General features: G+C 65.0%; 12 protein-coding genes. 3 read left to right on the forward strand and 9 right to left on the reverse strand.

Features of this window, described 5'->3' with window-relative positions:
* Positions 1-34 precede the first annotated feature (34 nt).
* On the forward strand, positions 35-2,710 hold the full coding sequence (gene gyrA / locus HBF24_RS07505) for a DNA gyrase subunit A (protein WP_167171168.1): 2,676 nt from the start codon (positions 35-37) through the stop codon (positions 2,708-2,710).
* Between the two features lie 116 nt (positions 2,711-2,826).
* On the opposite strand, the gene HBF24_RS07510 is transcribed toward gyrA, so the two are convergent.
* On the reverse strand, positions 2,827-3,312 hold the full coding sequence (locus HBF24_RS07510) for a peroxiredoxin (RefSeq protein WP_167171171.1): 486 nt from the start codon (positions 3,310-3,312) through the stop codon (positions 2,827-2,829).
* 133 nt (positions 3,313-3,445) lie between these two features.
* Here HBF24_RS07510 and HBF24_RS07515 point away from each other — a divergent pair, with 133 nt between their 5' ends.
* Both HBF24_RS07515 and HBF24_RS07520 read left to right on the forward strand, forming a co-directional pair.
* A complete protein-coding gene (locus HBF24_RS07515) occupies positions 3,446-3,898 on the forward strand; it encodes an Hsp20/alpha crystallin family protein (protein WP_167171174.1) in 453 nt (150 codons plus the stop codon).
* 126 nt (positions 3,899-4,024) lie between these two features.
* A complete protein-coding gene (locus HBF24_RS07520; protein ID WP_167171178.1) occupies positions 4,025-4,933 on the forward strand; it encodes a DnaJ C-terminal domain-containing protein in 909 nt (302 codons plus the stop codon).
* 88 nt (positions 4,934-5,021) lie between these two features.
* Here HBF24_RS07520 and HBF24_RS07525 read toward each other — a convergent pair whose 3' ends face one another.
* The 8 genes from HBF24_RS07525 to HBF24_RS07560 all read right to left on the reverse strand — a co-directional run bounded on the left by HBF24_RS07525 (position 5,022) and on the right by HBF24_RS07560 (position 15,342).
* Positions 5,022-5,387 (reverse strand): response regulator, encoded by a 366-nt coding sequence (locus HBF24_RS07525; protein WP_167171181.1) that lies wholly within the window; start codon positions 5,385-5,387, stop codon positions 5,022-5,024.
* Positions 5,388-5,501: 114 nt separating this feature from the next.
* Positions 5,502-6,518, reverse strand: a complete 1,017-nt coding sequence (locus tag HBF24_RS07530) for an oxidoreductase (protein ID WP_167171184.1) — start codon at positions 6,516-6,518, stop codon at positions 5,502-5,504.
* 29 nt (positions 6,519-6,547) lie between these two features.
* A complete protein-coding gene (locus tag HBF24_RS07535; protein ID WP_167171186.1) occupies positions 6,548-7,402 on the reverse strand; it encodes an SAM-dependent methyltransferase in 855 nt (284 codons plus the stop codon).
* Between the two features lie 18 nt (positions 7,403-7,420).
* Positions 7,421-8,845: a dihydrolipoyl dehydrogenase gene (gene lpdA, locus HBF24_RS07540; RefSeq protein ID WP_167171189.1), complete on the reverse strand. Its 1,425-nt coding sequence runs from the start codon at positions 8,843-8,845 to the stop codon at positions 7,421-7,423.
* Positions 8,846-8,934: 89 nt separating this feature from the next.
* Positions 8,935-10,170: a 2-oxoglutarate dehydrogenase complex dihydrolipoyllysine-residue succinyltransferase gene (odhB, locus tag HBF24_RS07545; protein WP_167171192.1), complete on the reverse strand. Its 1,236-nt coding sequence runs from the start codon at positions 10,168-10,170 to the stop codon at positions 8,935-8,937.
* Positions 10,171-10,220: 50 nt separating this feature from the next.
* A complete protein-coding gene (locus HBF24_RS07550; RefSeq protein WP_167171195.1) occupies positions 10,221-13,058 on the reverse strand; it encodes a 2-oxoglutarate dehydrogenase E1 component in 2,838 nt (945 codons plus the stop codon).
* 176 nt (positions 13,059-13,234) lie between these two features.
* On the reverse strand, positions 13,235-14,167 hold the full coding sequence (locus HBF24_RS07555) for a GNAT family N-acetyltransferase (protein ID WP_167171198.1): 933 nt from the start codon (positions 14,165-14,167) through the stop codon (positions 13,235-13,237).
* Positions 14,167-15,342: a cupin domain-containing protein gene (locus HBF24_RS07560; protein ID WP_240922281.1), complete on the reverse strand. Its 1,176-nt coding sequence runs from the start codon at positions 15,340-15,342 to the stop codon at positions 14,167-14,169. Before HBF24_RS07560 ends, HBF24_RS07555 begins: the two co-directional genes overlap by 1 nt.
* Between the last annotated feature and the right edge of the window lie 32 nt (positions 15,343-15,374).

Consider the following 15,374-nt stretch of genomic DNA (forward strand, 5'->3'; position numbering starts at 1 on the left):
GGGCCCCAAACTCAGTAGTCACGGAAGCCATTCGATGGCAGAACTCGCCAAAGAAGTCATTCGCGTCAATATCGAAGACGAGATGCGTCAGAGCTATCTCGATTACGCCATGAGCGTAATCGTCGGACGCGCACTCCCCGATGCCCGGGATGGGCTCAAGCCGGTCCATCGTCGCGTTCTTTTCGCGATGAACGAGCTCAGCAACTCGTGGAACCGGCCGTACAAGAAATCGGCCCGCGTGGTCGGTGATGTCATCGGTAAATACCATCCGCACGGCGATGCCTCGGTGTACGACGCCATCGTGCGCATGGCCCAGCCCTTCTCGCTGCGCTACATGCTGGTCGACGGCCAGGGCAACTTCGGCTCGGTCGATGGCGACAACGCCGCGGCCATGCGTTACACCGAGGTGCGCATGGCGCGCCTCACCCACGAGCTGTTGGCCGATATCGACAAGGACACCGTCGACTTCGGGCCCAACTACGATGAGTCCGAGCGTGAGCCGCTGGTGCTGCCCACGCGCGTGCCCAATCTGCTGGTGAACGGTTCGGCCGGCATCGCGGTGGGCATGGCCACCAACATCCCGCCGCACAACCTCACCGAGACCGTCGCCGCCACCATCGCGCTGATCGACGATCCGACGCTGTCGATCGAAGACCTGATGACCTACATGCCGGGCCCGGATTTTCCGACCGGCGGCATCATCAACGGCGCGGCCGGCATCGTCGAGGCTTATCGCACCGGTCGCGGGCGCATCCTGGTGCGTGCCAAGGCCGAGGTGGAAACCGAGCCCAACGGCCGCGAAACCATCATCGTCACCGAGCTTCCGTACCAGGTGAACAAGGCGCGGCTGATCGAAAAGATCGCCGAGCTGGTCAAGGAAAAGAAGGTCGAAGGCATCTCCGAACTGCGCGATGAGTCCGACAAGGACGGCATGCGCGTGGTCATCGAGGTGCGTCGCGACTCGATGGGCGATGTGGTGCTGAACAACCTGTTCCAGCAGACCCAGCTGCAGGTCACCTTCGGCATCAACATGGTGGCGCTGCTGGATGGCCAGCCCAAGCTGCTGAACCTCAAGGAAGTGCTGGAGGCGTTCATCCGTCACCGCCGCGAGGTGGTGACCCGCCGCACCATCTTCGATCTGCGCAAGGCCCGCGCCCGCGCGCACATTCTGGAAGGCCTCACCGTCGCGCTGGCCAACATCGACGAGATGATCGAGCTGATCAAGACCTCCGAGTCGCCGCAGGTGGCGCGCGAGCGTCTGCTTTCCAAGCGCTGGGAACCGGGCATGGTGAGGGCGCTGCTGGAGGCCACCGGCGCCGAGATGTCGCGTCCGGAAGACATGGATCCGCGCGATGGCCTGAAGGCCGATGGCTACCAGTTGTCCGAGGCGCAGGCCAAGGAAATCCTGGAGATGCGGCTGCACCGCCTGACCGGCCTGGAGCAGGAAAAGCTTTCCGACGAATATCGCCAGATCATGGAAGTGATCCGCGATCTGATCGAGATTCTGGAAGACCCCGAGCGTCTGCTCTCGGTCATCCGCGACGAGCTGGAAGTGATCAAGGCCGACTACGGCGATGTGCGCCGCACCGACATCCAGCACTCGCAGGCCGACCTCAACGTGCTCGACCTGATCGCCTCGGAAGATGTGGTGGTCACGCTGTCGCACGGTGGTTACATCAAGCGTCAGCCGGCCAGCACCTACCGCGCGCAGAAGCGTGGCGGCAAGGGCCGTTCGGCCTCGGCGCTGAAGGAAGAGGATTTCGTCTCGCAGCTGTGGGTGGTCAACACCCATGACACGCTGCTGACCTTCACCAGCACCGGCCGCGTGTACTGGCTGAACGTGTACGAGATGCCCGAAGCCGGGCCGCAGGCGCGCGGCAAGCCGATCGTCAATCTGCTGCCGCTGGCCGAGGGCGAATACGTACAGGCGGTGCTGCCGGTGCGCGAGTACGACGAAGACCGCTTCGTGTTCTTTGCCACCCGCAACGGCACGGTGAAGAAGACTCCGCTGCCCGAGTTCGCCTACCAGCTGCAGAAGGGCAAGATCGCCATTCGCCTGGACGAGGATGACGCGCTGATCGGCGTGCAGATGACCGACGGCCAGTACGACATCCTGCTGTTTGCCTCCAACGGCAAGGCGGTGCGCTTTGGCGAGGACGCGGTGCGCTCGATGGGCCGCACCGCCGGCGGCGTGCGCGGCATGCGGCTGGCGGGTGACGCCAAGGTGGTGTCGATGATCGTCACCGCCGAGGGTGAGTCGTTCGACGTGCTGACCGCCACTGAGCGCGGTTTCGGCAAGCGCACCCCGCAGGAAGAGTTCCCGCGCAAGGGGCGCGGCACGCAGGGCGTGATCGGCATCCAGTGCTCGGATCGCAACGGTCCGCTGGTCGCCGCCGAGTGGGTCACCGAAGCCCACGAGCTGATGCTGATCTCCAACCAGGGCACGCTGGTACGTACGCGTGTGTCGGAGGTCTCGCAGCTGTCGCGCAACACGCAGGGCGTCACCCTGATCAAGCTGCCGAAAAAGGAAGCCCTGGTCGGTGTGGTGCGTCTGGAAGCCGAGGACGAAGACGAGGTCGAGCTGGATGCCGATGGCAACCCGATCTTGCCGGCCGATGGCCAGACCGTGTCCGAGGCGGATGACGCGGCGTCCACGCAGGCGCCTGCCGACGATGACAGTGCCGAGGCTTCCGATGGAGCCGATGCCTGAGACCCATCACTGAGGCGGTGCCTTAAGTGAAAAAAAGCCCCGGTTTCGGCCGGGGCTTTTTTGTTTTTCGCGTCGGTCGAATGACCGGCGCTTGAGACGTTGCCAGTGAAAGCGCCTCAGAGCGCGTCGAGCGTTGCCAGCATGGCTTCGGCGGCCGACACGCGAAATTCGCCTGGCGCTTCCACGTTCAGAGCCTTGACGATGCCGTTATCGGCATACAGGGCAAAGCGACGGGCACGCACGCCCATGCCAAAGCCGGTGCCATCCATCTCCAGCCCCAGCGCGCGGGTGAACTCGGCATTGCCGTCGGCCAGCATGATCAGGTCGTCCGGTGCCTGCTGCGAGGCCGCCCAGGCCTTGAGCACAAAGGCATCGTTCACTGCCAGGCAGACCACCTCGATGCCGCGCTCGCGAAACGCGGGCATGGCCTTGATGTAACCGGGCAGGTGCTTGGAGCTGCAGGTCGGGGTGAAGGCTCCGGGTACGGCAAACAGCACCACCTTTTTGCCAGCGAACACGGCCTGGGTGTCGGTGCACTGGATGTCGTCGCCGACGCGGTTGAACTGCGCCGCGGGCAGCGCTTGGCCTATCTGGATCGTCATGAAAATCTCTCGTCGCCTGTGGGATTGAACGGGCTTTAAATAAAAGTCCAAAGTACTTGAAAAGCAGGGGCTTGAACCTATCTTTCTGGGCAGACGGCCATGGGGCCGAGCCTGATTGAAAGGAGACATCGTCATGAGTATCACACGCTATCAGCCGTGGACTGCACGTGCCGGCCTGCAAGACGAGATCAAGCAGGTGTTCGATCGTTTCTTCAATGCCGAGGAAGGTGACCAGTCCAATGTGGTGACCAGCCAATGGGCGCCGCGCGTGGACATTCGCGAGGAGGACAGCCGCTTTGTCATCTTCGCCGACATTCCCGGTGTGAACCCGGCCGATATCGAGGTCAACATGGACAAAGGCATTCTGTCCATCAAGGGCGAGCGCCAGAATGAGGTCAAGGAAGGCGAAGGCAACTTTACCCGCGTGGAGCGTTCGCACGGTGCGTTCTACCGGCGCTTTGCGCTGCCCGACAGCGCCGACGCCGAAGGCATCACCGCCAGCGGGCGCCATGGCGTGCTGGAAATCGTGATTCCCAAGCGCCCGGCGGCCACCCCGCGTCGCATTCAGATCAAGACCGCCGAGTAACTCACATCCGGTGCCAGACACCGAGGTCGGGCAGCGGCCCGCGGCGGGGATCACCTGCCGTGGGCCGCATGCTTTGTGAGAAGCGGCCAAGCGGCGATAATCAGCGTATCTGCGCAAGGGGTGAGCATGGAATTTAAGGATTACTACGACACGCTGGGTGTCAGCAACGACGCCAGCGATGCCGACATCAAGACCGCCTACCGCAAGCTGGCGCGCAAATATCATCCCGACCGCAACAAGGAGGCCGGGGCCGAAGACAAGTTCAAGGCCGTCAGCGAAGCCTACGAGGCGCTGAAGGACCCGGAACGTCGGCGTGCCTATGACGAACTTCGCGCCGGTGGCTTCCGCGGTGGCGACCAGTTCCGACCGCCGCCGGGTTGGGGCCAGCAGGGTAGCGCCGGTCCCGGTGCGGCCGGCTTTGATTTTGGCGGCGGTGGCGACTTCAGCGACTTCTTTGAAAGCCTGTTCGGCGCCGGTCGGGCGCGAGGATCGCGCGGTCCGGCCCGTGGCCGCGACACCCAGGCGCGAATCCAGATTGATCTTGGCACGGCTTATTCCGGTGGCCGCACCCGCGTCTCTCTGGCCGACAGCCATGGCGGCGAGCGCGTGCTGGAAGTGAAGATTCCGGCCGGTATCCTGCCGGGGCAGACCATTCGCCTGGCCGGGCAGGGCAGCCCCGGCATGCAGGGCGCGCCGGCTGGCGACCTGCTGCTGGAAATCGGTATCCGCGAGCACCCCAAGTTCGCACTGGACGGCCGCAACGTGCTGCACACGTTGAACATCGCGCCCTGGGAAGCGGCGTTGGGTGGCAAGGTGCCGGTGCCAACCCTGGGCGGCACCGTCGAGCTCAACATTCCGGCCGGTTCGCAGACGGGGCGCAAGCTGCGCCTGAAAGGTCGCGGTATGCCCGGCAGGGTGGCCGGTGACCAGATTGTCACGCTGGCCGTACAGGTGCCGGAGGTGGCGTCGGACAAGGAACGCAAGGCGTTTGAAAAACTGCGCGACGTGTTCAGCCAGTACGACCCGCGCGCCTGATGCAATCCGGCGCCTGCGCTGGTCTTCATGGAAACGAAAACGGGGCCGCAGGGCCCCGTTTTCGTGTCGGCAGGTACCGCCGAATCGCTTACGCTGGCAGCAGTTGCCCCAGTGTGGCCGAGAGTTCGTCTTCCTTCACCGGCTTGGTGACATAGGCCTTGGCACCCTGACGAAGCCCCCACACCCGATCGGTGTCCTGATCCTTGGTGGTGACCAGCACCACCGGGATATGCGCCGTCTCGGTGTCCTTGTTGATGGTGCGCGTGGCCTGGAAACCGTTGAGGTTGGGCATGACCACGTCCATCAGGATGAGGTCGGGCTTTTCGCGCCGCGCCATGTCGACGCCGGCCGCGCCGTCTTCGGCGGTCAGGGCCTCGTGGCCCAGTTTCTCGACAATGCGCTTGATGCCCAGCAGCTGCGAGGGCGAATCGTCGACGATCAGGATACGCGCCATGGATGATGTCCTATCGAAATCAATCTCGGAAGATTCTACGTGTCTGCCGCGCGCCATCCAAGCCAGGGCAAAACGTTTTTGAATCAGTGAATTATGATTTTTATTTGAAGCTTGTTAGTCGTTGTTGGCCGAATCGAACGCCACCAGCGTGCGCCCAAACGACTGTCCCTTGAGCATGCCATCAAAACACCCGGCAAGGCCATCGATGTCCACTTCCTGGGTACATATGCGTTCCAGATGCTGTGGCTTCCAGTCGTCGGCCAAGTGCGCCCAGACCTCGTCACGAATGTCGCGCGCGGTGCCGGCCGAGGCCACGCCGAGCAGGCTGACGCCGCGGATGATGAAGGGCATCACCGTGGTCGGCAGGGCGGTGTCACCAACCAGGCCGCAGTTGGCGACGTTGCCGTACGGCGCGATGCGCGCCAGCAGGCCGGCCAGCATACGCCCACCGACGTTGTCCAATGCGCCACCGAACTGGGCCGAGGCCATGGGCTTGTCGTCGAAGTCCAGCTGATGGCGGTCGATGCACTGACTGGCGCCGATCTGAAGCAGCCAGTCAAAACGCTCGGGCTTGCCGCTGATGGCATGCACTTCGAAGCCGGCGCGGCTATAGATATCCACCGCCAGCATGCCGACGCCACCGGTGGCGCCGGTAACGGCCAGTGGCCCCATCTCCGGCGTCTGACGGTTATCGCGCATGCGCAGCAGACCCAGCGCGGCCGTAAAGCCGGCGGTGCCCAGGATCATCGATTCGCGCAGGCTCAGCCCGGCCGGCAGCGGAATGGTCCATTCGGCCGGCAAGCGCACGTACTGGCTGTAACCGCCGTCGCGGGTTTCGGACAGACCGCTGCCGGTACACAGCACGGCGTCGCCTTCCTTGAAGCTGGCATCGCTGGAGGCGACCACGTGGCCGGCCACGTCGATGCCGCCGACCAGCGGGAAGCGACGCAGGATCTTGCCCGTGCCGGTGCCGGCCAGGGCGTCCTTGTAATTGACCGACGAGTAGGCGGCGCGGATCACCACCTCGCCGGGAGACAGCTCATCCAGCGTCAGCGATTCCAGGCCGGCGCGATGGCCGTCATCGTCACGATGGATGCGAAAAGCGCGGAACGCTTGGTTCGGCGTAGACATGCTTTTTACCTCGTGTCGCTAGAGAGGTTTCAGGCCGCGTCCAGGCGCACGATGCCGGACATGCGGCGTTGGCGCTGGCGACTCTGCGGGCTTTGCAGGCGCGAGAGAAACTGCCAGAACGCGGCACCCTTCATGGTGCGGTTCAGACGCCGGGCCTCATCCCAGGTGGAACGAAACTCACCCTCGCGCCAGCCGTAGGCATCGAAGAAGGCGGTACCGGCGGCCGGCGCAAACTGCATGGGTGCATTGCCGGCCTTCAGCTGCTGACCCCAGCGACGCTTGAGCATTTTCAGAAGGCGCGGCGAGACCAGATCGGTGATCCACCAGCGCGCCTGCGCGATGTCGTGCAGATCGGCCGCCAGCGCGGCGACCTGATCATCGGGCAGATAGACCAACAGGCCTTCGGTGATGACCAGCACCGGCCCCTGCATCGCGGCACGCTCGAACAGCTGGCGTCGTGCCCGAGCCTGGCGCAGGTCGGTTTCGACCAGTTGCAGGGAGCAGCGGGGCACCTCGCCAAGCATGCCGGCGCGATAACGCTCGATCAGCGTAGGTTGGTCGGCGTGCAGCCAGCGCAGCGTCGAGGGCAGCGGCAGGCGGTAGGGACGGGTATCGAAGCCGGCGGCGAGATTCAGCACAGTACCGGCGCCGTTTCGCACGGCGTCGGTGACCAGCTCATCGATGACCGCGGTGCGTACGATCAGCGGCCAGGCCATGCGTGCGCCGCCAGGCATGTGGCGCACGATGGCGTGGCCGCGTTCGCCGGCCAGACGCTCGGCGAACGGATCGTTGAACAATGCATCCGGCCGCGCCGTCTCCATGGCCCGGTAGGCCGCGATCCAGTGTGCGGTGTCGGCGACGTCGCGGATCGGGGTGGCAGCCATGGAGAGGGCGGTGCAGGATCAGTTGGCGCGGTGGATGGCGCGCTTGTCGACCGCCATGGCGGCCTCGTGCACGGCCTCGGACAGGGTCGGATGGGCGTGCATGATGCGCGCCAGATCCTCGGCCGAGCCCTTGAACTCCATCGCCACCACGGCTTCGGCAATCAGCTCGGAGACGTTGGCGCCGACCATGTGCACACCCAGGATGCGATCGGTCTCGGCATGGGCAATCACCTTCACCATGCCGGCCGGCTCGTTCATGGCCACGGCACGACCGACGGCGGCGAACGGGAAGGAACCGGTCTTGTAGGGGATGCCGGCGTCCTTGCACTGCTGCTCGGTCTTGCCGGCCCAGGCGATTTCCGGCTCGGTGTAGATCACCCACGGAATGGTGTCGTAATCGACGTGGCCGGGCTTGCCGGCAATCAGCTCGGCGACGGCGATGCCTTCCTCGAAGCCCTTGTGCGCCAGCATCGGGCCGCGCACGCAGTCACCCACGGCCCAGACGCCATCGACGCCGGTCCAGCAGTGGTCATCCACTTCGATGCGGCCGCGATCGTCGGTCTTCACACCGGTGTCGTCGCCCAGCAGCTGTTCGGTGTAGGCGCGACGGCCCACGGCCACCAGCAGCTTGTCGACGGTCAGGTTGTGCTCGCCGTCCTTGTCTTCGTAGGTCAGCTCGACCGCGTTCTTCTTGACCTCGGCCTTGGAGACCTTGGCGCCCAGCTTGATATCCAGACCCTGCTTCTTGAACTCCTTGGCAGCGGCCTTGGAGATGTCCTTGTCGGCGGCGGCCAGGAAGTCGGGCAGGGCTTCGAGCACGGTCACTTCGGCGCCCAGGCGCTTCCACACGCTGCCCAGCTCCAGACCGATCACACCGGCACCGATCACGCCCAGGCGCTTGGGCACGTCGTTGACATCCAGGGCGCCGGCGTTGTCGATGATGTGCTTGCCGTCGAACTTGGCGAACGGCAGCTCCACCGGCACCGAGCCGGTGGCCAGGATCACGTTGGCCGCCTCGATGGTCTGGCTGTTGCCGTCGTTGTCGGTGACTTCGACCTTGTTGCCCTTGAGCAGCTTGCCCTTGCCGAAGTACGAAGCCACCTTGTTGGCCTTGAACAGCATGGCCACGCCGCCGGTGAACTGCTTCACGATCTTGTCCTTGCGACCAATCATGGTCTTGACGTCGATCGTGGGCTCCTTCACCGAGATGCCGTGCACGTCAAAGTGCTGGGTCAGGTTGTAGAACTGCTTGGAGGAATCGAGCAGCGCCTTGGACGGGATGCAGCCCACGTTGAGGCAGGTGCCACCCAGGGCCTGCTTGCCGTCCTTGCCGGTCCAGGCATCGACGCAGGCGGTCTTCAGACCCAGCTGCGCGGCGCGGATGGCAGCGTGGTAACCGGCGGGGCCACCGCCAATGACAATGACGTCGAACTTGTCGCTCATGATGTACCTCTAGATTCTGGTAGGGGAATGCAAGGGCGTCTCTCAGACGTTGAAACGGGCGCCCTGGGCGCCCGTTTCCGGAGCGGGCCTTACATGCCCAGCAGCATGCGGTGCGGGTTTTCCAGCTGGTCCTTGATATCGACCAGGAACAGCACCGCATCCTTGCCGTCGATGATGCGGTGATCGTAGGACAGCGCGATGTACATCATCGGCGCGGCGACGATCTCGCCATTGTCGGCCACCACCGGACGCTGCTTGATGGTGTGCATGCCCAGGATGGCGCTCTGCGGCGGGTTGACGATCGGCGTGGACAGCAGCGAACCGAAGGTGCCGCCGTTGGTCACGGTGAAGGTGCCGCCCTGCAGGTCGTCCAGGGTCAGCTTGCCGGCGCGGGCGCGCTTGGCGTAGTCGACGATGGCCGCCTCGATGTCGGCGAAGCTCATGTTCTGCGCATCGCGCAGCACCGGCGTGACCAGGCCCTTGTCGGTGGATACGGCAATGGAGACGTCCTGGTAGCCGTGATAGACGATGTCGTCACCGTCGACCGAGGCGTTGACCACCGGACGGCGCTTGAGCGCTTCGCACACGGCCTTGACGAAGAAGCTCATGTAGCCGAGCTTGACGTCGTTTTCCTTCAGGAACTGCTCGCCGAAGGTCTTGCGTACCTTGGCCACCTCGGCCAGGTTCACCTCGTTGAAGGAGGTGAGCATGGCGATGGAGTCCTTGGACTGCATCAGACGCTCGGCGATGCGCTTGCGGATGCGCGTCATCGGCACGCGCTCTTCCGGACGCTCGCCCGGCGTGGCCGGCGCCGGGGCGCTGCTCTTGGCGCCGCCCTTGCCGTGGTTGACCAGGTCTTCCTTGGTCACGCGGCCGCCGCGGCCGGTGCCTTCCACCTTGCTCGGGTCGATACCTTCCTCGGTGGCCACGCGACGGCCGGCCGGGGAAAGCTCGTCGGCGCCCTTGGGCGCTTCCTTGGAGCCGCTCTTGGCCGCGGACTTGGCGCTGTCGTCCTTGCCCTTGTCATCGGCCTGGTCGTCGCTTTTGGCCTCGGCCTTGTCCTCGCTCTTGGACGGAGCCGCGGCGGCGCCTTCCTCGATCAGGGCGATGACCTGCTCGCCTTCGACCGTGTCGCCTTCGTCGTGGATGATTTCCTTGATCACGCCGTCAACCGGGCTGGGCACTTCCAGCACCACCTTGTCGGTTTCCAGATCCACCAGGTTCTCGTCGCGGCTGACCGCGTCGCCGGCCTTCTTGTGCCAGGTGGCGATGGTGGCGTCGGATACCGATTCGGGGAGTACCGGGACTTTGACTTCGATGGCCATGAGTGGGTCCTGTTGAGTCTTGGCTTTGAGCGATTAAGCGTGGAATGGGGTTATTCGGCCGCGTGGCCGTTGTCGATCGGGGCCGTCAGCGCCTGCTCGAGCAGGGCCTTCTGTTCGGCCACGTGCTCGGCAAAGTGACCGCAGGCCGGAGCCGGCGAGCGGGCACGACCGGCGTAGGACAGCGCATACTTGTCCTCGACGCAGGCTTGCAGGTGATGACGAATCTGGAACCAGGCGCCCTGATTCATGGGCTCTTCCTGACACCAGATCACTTCCTTGGCGCTACCGTACTTGGCAAGTTCGGCCTTCACCAGTTCGCGCGGGAACGGATACAGCTGCTCGACGCGGACAATGGCGACATCGTCAATGCCGTCCTTCTCGGCCTGCTCGAACAGGTCGTAGTAGACACGGCCCGAGCACAGCACCATGCGCTTGACCTTCTTGTCGGTCTTGATGCGGCTGTCGGGAATCACGTTCTGGAACGTGCCATTGGCCAGCTCGTCCAGGCTGGACACGGCCAGCTTGTGGCGCAGCAGCGACTTGGGCGTCATCACGATCAACGGCTTGCGCACCTTGCGCAGCATCTGCCGGCGGATCATGTGGAAGGCCTGCGCCGGGGTGGTCGGCACGCATACCTGCATGTTGTTGAGCGCGCACAGCTGCAGATAGCGCTCCAGGCGCGCGGAGGAATGCTCCGGACCCTGGCCCTCGTAGCCGTGCGGCAGGAACAGCGCCAGACCGCACTTGCGGCCCCACTTGGCCTCGCCGGCGCTGATGAATTGGTCAATGACCACCTGGGCGCCGTTGGCAAAGTCGCCGAACTGGCCTTCCCAGATCACCAGCGTGTTCGGGTCGGCGGTGGCATAGCCGTACTCGAAGCCCATCACGCCTTCCTCGCTGAGCAGCGAGTCGATGACCGCAACGCTCTGTTCGGGGTCGACGTCGGCCAGCGGCAGGGCGGTGCGACCGGTCTTCTGGTCGTGCAGCACGGCATGGCGATGGAAGAAGGTGCCGCGGCCCGAATCCTGGCCGACCATGCGCAGGCCGTAGCCTTCGCCGATCAGGCCGGCGTAGGCCAGGTTCTCGGCAAAGCCCCAGTCGCACGGCTGGTCGCCGGCGGCCATGGCCGCGCGCGTCTCGTAGATCTTCTTCACACGCGAATGCAGGGTGAAGTCTTCGGGCGTCTTCAGGATCACGTCCAGCAGCTTGGACATGGTCTTGCGGTCCAGCGCGGTGTCGACCTTCTCGTCGAGGCTGCCTTCCAGGTGGTTGGACCACTCGAAGGTGGTGCCGCCACGTGCATCGGCGTCGATCTCGGCGACCGGCTTGCCTTCTTCCAGCTGCTTGCGATAGGCGTCGACCACGGCCTGCGCCTTGTCGCTGTCGATGACCTTGGCTTCCTGCAGGCGCTCGGCATACAGCGCGCGGGTGGTCGGGCGCTTGCGGATCACCTGGTACATCAGCGGCTGCGTCGCCGCCGGCTCGTCGGCCTCGTTGTGGCCGTTGCGGCGGTAGCAGACCAGGTCGATGACCACGTCCTTCTTGAAGGTCTGGCGGAACTCGTAGGCCAGACGCGTCACCTGCAACACCGCTTCCGGATCGTCGCCATTCACATGGAACACCGGCGCGTTGACCATCTTGGCCACGTCGGTGCAGTACATGGTCGAGCGCGCGTCGTGCGGGTTCGAGGTGGTAAAGCCGACCTGGTTGTTGATCACCACGTGGATGGTGCCGCCGACGGCAAAGCCGCGCGCCTGCGACATCTGCAGCGTCTCGAACACCACGCCCTGGCCGGCGAAGGCGGCGTCGCCGTGGATCAGCAGCGGCATGATGCGCTCGTGGTCGTCGTCATGGCGGCGCGTCTGGCGCGCGCGCACCGAACCGACCACCACCGGGTCGACAATCTCCAGATGCGACGGGTTGAAGGCCAGCGCCAGATGCACGGTGTTGTCACCGGTCTTGACGTCGGCCGAGAAGCCCATGTGGTACTTCACGTCGCCCGTGCGCTCGGGATCGTTGGGATGCTCGAACTTGCCCTCGAACTCGTCGAACAGCTGCAGTGGCGGCTTGCCGAGGGTGTTCACCAGCACGTTGAGGCGGCCGCGATGGGCCATGCCGATGACCAGCTCGCGCATGCCGCGCTCACCGCCGCGGCGGATCACTTCGTCGAGCATGGGAATGAGGCTGTCGCCACCTTCCAGCGAGAAGCGCTTCTGGCCCACGTAACGGGTGTGCAGATAGCGCTCCAGGCCTTCGGCGGCGGTCAGGCGCTCGAGCACGCGCAGGCGTTCGTCGGTGTTCAGGCCCGGATCACCGGCGGCCTTTTCCAGGCGCGAGTAGATCCAGCGACGTTGCTCGTGGTCGCTGATGTGCATGAACTCGGCGCCGATGGTGCGCGTGTAGGTCGCCTTAAGGCGCGTCCACAGCTCGCGCAGCTTCAGGCGGCTGTCACCACCGTAGGTGCCGGTATCAAATTCGGTGTCCAGATCCTTTTCGGACAGGCCATGGAAGGGCAGGTCCAGATCCGGCGGGGTGTGCTTCTCGGCCAGGCCCAACGGGTCCAGATCGGCGCCCAGGTGGCCGCGCGAACGATACGCGGTCAAAAGGCGCAGCACGCCGGCCTGCTTGCGGGCATGCGCATCACTGACCGGAGCGGCGGCAGCGGCGCCGGGGCGTTGCTTTTGCGCTGCTTCGATGCGGGCGATGGCCTGCGAATGGGGCATGTCGACGCGGCCGGCACTGGGCAGCTGGTCGAAATACCGGCGCCACTGCTCGGGCACCGATTCGGGGTTGTCCAGCCAGGCCTCGTAAACCGACTCGACATAATCGGCATTGCCGCCTGCGAGCTGGGAGGACTCGAAAAACTTGCGGATCAGGTTTTCGCTCACGTCACCACCGAAAAACACGAATGGGCGCGCAGCGGCGCGCCGGTTTGAATGGGTTTGCCGCTGCAGCTCAAAAACCCGTCAATTATACCGGGTAGCGGCCGAGCCGCGGCAAGGTTTGGACTAAAGGCTGGGTACATGTTCTTAAGGGCCTGACCCTTGGCGTTGGGGCGCATGGGCTAAATATCCAGTGCGCGCCAGGCGGTGGCCGGCTGGGCACGTTCCCATACTTGTTCAAAATAGCGTTGCAGGCGCGCATGTTCGGACGCGCCAAGGGTGGAACCGCGCCCATCAAAGCGCGTGGCCAGCGGCCGTACCAGATAACCGCCGGCATCATTGAGCAGAAAGGCCGACGGATAGGCCCGGTCGGCGTCCTCGCACAGTACGCGCAGCTCAATGGCGCTGGGCAGGCGCTGGGCCAGTGCCAGCAGCCGGTGATCATCGCGCGTAGGGCGCTCGGTGTCGGCCAGGAGCACGCGCACGCGATGATTGCGCCCGCCCGTGGCCAGCCGCCGCACTGCGGTAAGCGCGGCGTCGCTGTCCAGGATGCCCGGCTCCAGTGCCTCACTGTGCACGCAGATGCTGCGTCGGGCCTGGGTGATCAACTGTGCGTAGACATCGCGCACTTCTTCGCGGCTGCGCGTGGACAGCGCTTGCGGGGTGTCGCTTTCCGAGGGCGCATTGAGCGCCAGCCGCATCGGCTTGTGCGTGATGCCGGCCTCGACAAAGGTGTCACCGCAGACGCTGAAGCCATGGGCCTGATAAAAGCCCAGCGCGCTGACCTGCGCGTGCAGGTGAACTTCCGGCCAGCCCAGCGTGCGGGCCCGTTCAATCAGGCGCTTGAGCATCACCGTGCCCACGCCGCGACCTCGCCAGGCTTTGAGTACCGCCATGCGGCCGATCTTGTGTTCGGGGGTCAGCCGGCCGGTGCCGATTGGTGTGCCATCGGCATCGCGCGCCAGCACATGCTCGCACTCGGGATCGAGAGCATCCCACTCTTCTTCGACCGGCACCTGTTGTTCATCGACAAAGACCACCGTGCGCACATGCCGAAGGGCCTCGCGATCGCGATCCCAGTCGGCCACCTGCACGGTGAAATCGCGCGAGGCCATCAGTGCGCCTGCTCCAGCGCCAGATGGCCTTCGTTGACCAGTGCGGTCAGCACCTCGCGTTCGCGTCGGCCGGGGGCGATGGCGGCCTGCAACGGAGTATCGCCGCACAGTGCTTGCGCCAGTTCGGGCGGGCAGGCCATGGCGTGCCCGCCAGCAAACAGGGTGGCGCCCGATTCGGTTTGGCACCAGGCCAGGCGCGACCAAGGATGACGCAACAGCGCCGCCCCCTGATCCAGAGCCGTCGAGAGGCTCTCGATGCTGATCGGCTGCGGCGGCGGCGCGGCAAACTGGGCGCTGCGGTAGCGGGTGATGAAGCGGCCAAACCAGTCGGCCATGCGTTCGCGGCCCATGGCCTCGGCCATCGGGCCCAGGCTGCGCGCGACACGGTCCAGCGCGGCGGCGTCGATTTCGCCCGCGCGCTCGGCCGGTGCCAGGTCCGGGTCGGTGTAACGGTCGGCCTCGTCCATGTGCTCGGCCAGGTATTCGCTGGCATCGAGCAGCAACTCGGCACGCGCCGGAGCGCGCATGCCCACCGAGAAGGTCATGCCCTGACCGATGCCGACGCCATCGTGCGGCACGCCCGGCGGCAGGTAGAGCATGTCGCCGGTGTCAAGCGTCCAGCTGTGCGTGGCGTTGAACTGGCGCAAGAGCTTCAGTTCCACATCATCGCGACATTCCAGCGGCGGGTTGGGCGAGGCGTCGATGGCCCAGCGGCGCTGGCCCAGCCCCTGCAGCAGGAACACGTCGTACTGGTCGACATGGGCACCGACACCGCCGCCATCCTCGGCGTAGCTGATCATGATGTCGTCCACGCGCCAGCCGGGCAGGAAACGGAAATCGGCCAGCATCTGCGCGACATCGGCGTCCCACTTGTCCACGTCCTGCACCAGCAGCGTCCAGTGATCTTCCGGCAGCTGCTCGAAGGTGGCCTCGTCGAACGGGCCTGAGCGCACTTGCCAGGTGTCGGCTTCGGGATCGTGCACGATCAGGCGCGAGAGCGCGGATTCTTCCAGCGACAGGCCGCCCAGGTCATCCGGGCTCAACGGCGCTTCAAAGTTGGCGAATGCGCCGCGAATCAGCAGCGGCTGCTTTTGCCAGTAATCGCGCAAAAATGCCTGCGGCGTCATGCCCAGCGGCAGGCCGGGTTGGGCGTCAACTTCGATGGGAGGCGGCATGGGGGATGCGGGGCGATTAGCCATGGAGCGTA

It is taken from the genome of Oleiagrimonas sp. C23AA (assembly GCF_011759385.1).
In the GTDB taxonomy this organism is placed as follows: domain Bacteria; phylum Pseudomonadota; class Gammaproteobacteria; order Xanthomonadales; family Rhodanobacteraceae; genus Oleiagrimonas.

What these genes read in the sequence shown, in the direction of transcription:
- HBF24_RS07525 (WP_167171181.1), bottom strand. Translation starts at nt 5,387, where the DNA reads ATGGCGCGTATCCTGATCGTCGACGATTCGCCCTCGCAGCTGCTGGGC.
- gyrA (WP_167171168.1), top strand. Translation starts at nt 35, where the DNA reads ATGGCAGAACTCGCCAAAGAAGTCATTCGCGTCAATATCGAAGACGAG.
- HBF24_RS07515 (WP_167171174.1), top strand. Translation starts at nt 3,446, where the DNA reads ATGAGTATCACACGCTATCAGCCGTGGACTGCACGTGCCGGCCTGCAA.
- HBF24_RS07555 (WP_167171198.1), bottom strand. Translation starts at nt 14,167, where the DNA reads ATGGCCTCGCGCGATTTCACCGTGCAGGTGGCCGACTGGGATCGCGAT.
- lpdA (WP_167171189.1), bottom strand. Translation starts at nt 8,845, where the DNA reads ATGAGCGACAAGTTCGACGTCATTGTCATTGGCGGTGGCCCCGCCGGT.
- odhB (WP_167171192.1), bottom strand. Translation starts at nt 10,170, where the DNA reads ATGGCCATCGAAGTCAAAGTCCCGGTACTCCCCGAATCGGTATCCGAC.
- HBF24_RS07530 (WP_167171184.1), bottom strand. Translation starts at nt 6,518, where the DNA reads ATGTCTACGCCGAACCAAGCGTTCCGCGCTTTTCGCATCCATCGTGAC.
- HBF24_RS07510 (WP_167171171.1), bottom strand. Translation starts at nt 3,312, where the DNA reads ATGACGATCCAGATAGGCCAAGCGCTGCCCGCGGCGCAGTTCAACCGC.
- HBF24_RS07535 (WP_167171186.1), bottom strand. Translation starts at nt 7,402, where the DNA reads ATGGCTGCCACCCCGATCCGCGACGTCGCCGACACCGCACACTGGATC.
- HBF24_RS07520 (WP_167171178.1), top strand. Translation starts at nt 4,025, where the DNA reads ATGGAATTTAAGGATTACTACGACACGCTGGGTGTCAGCAACGACGCC.
- HBF24_RS07560 (WP_240922281.1), bottom strand. Translation starts at nt 15,342, where the DNA reads ATGCCGCCTCCCATCGAAGTTGACGCCCAACCCGGCCTGCCGCTGGGC.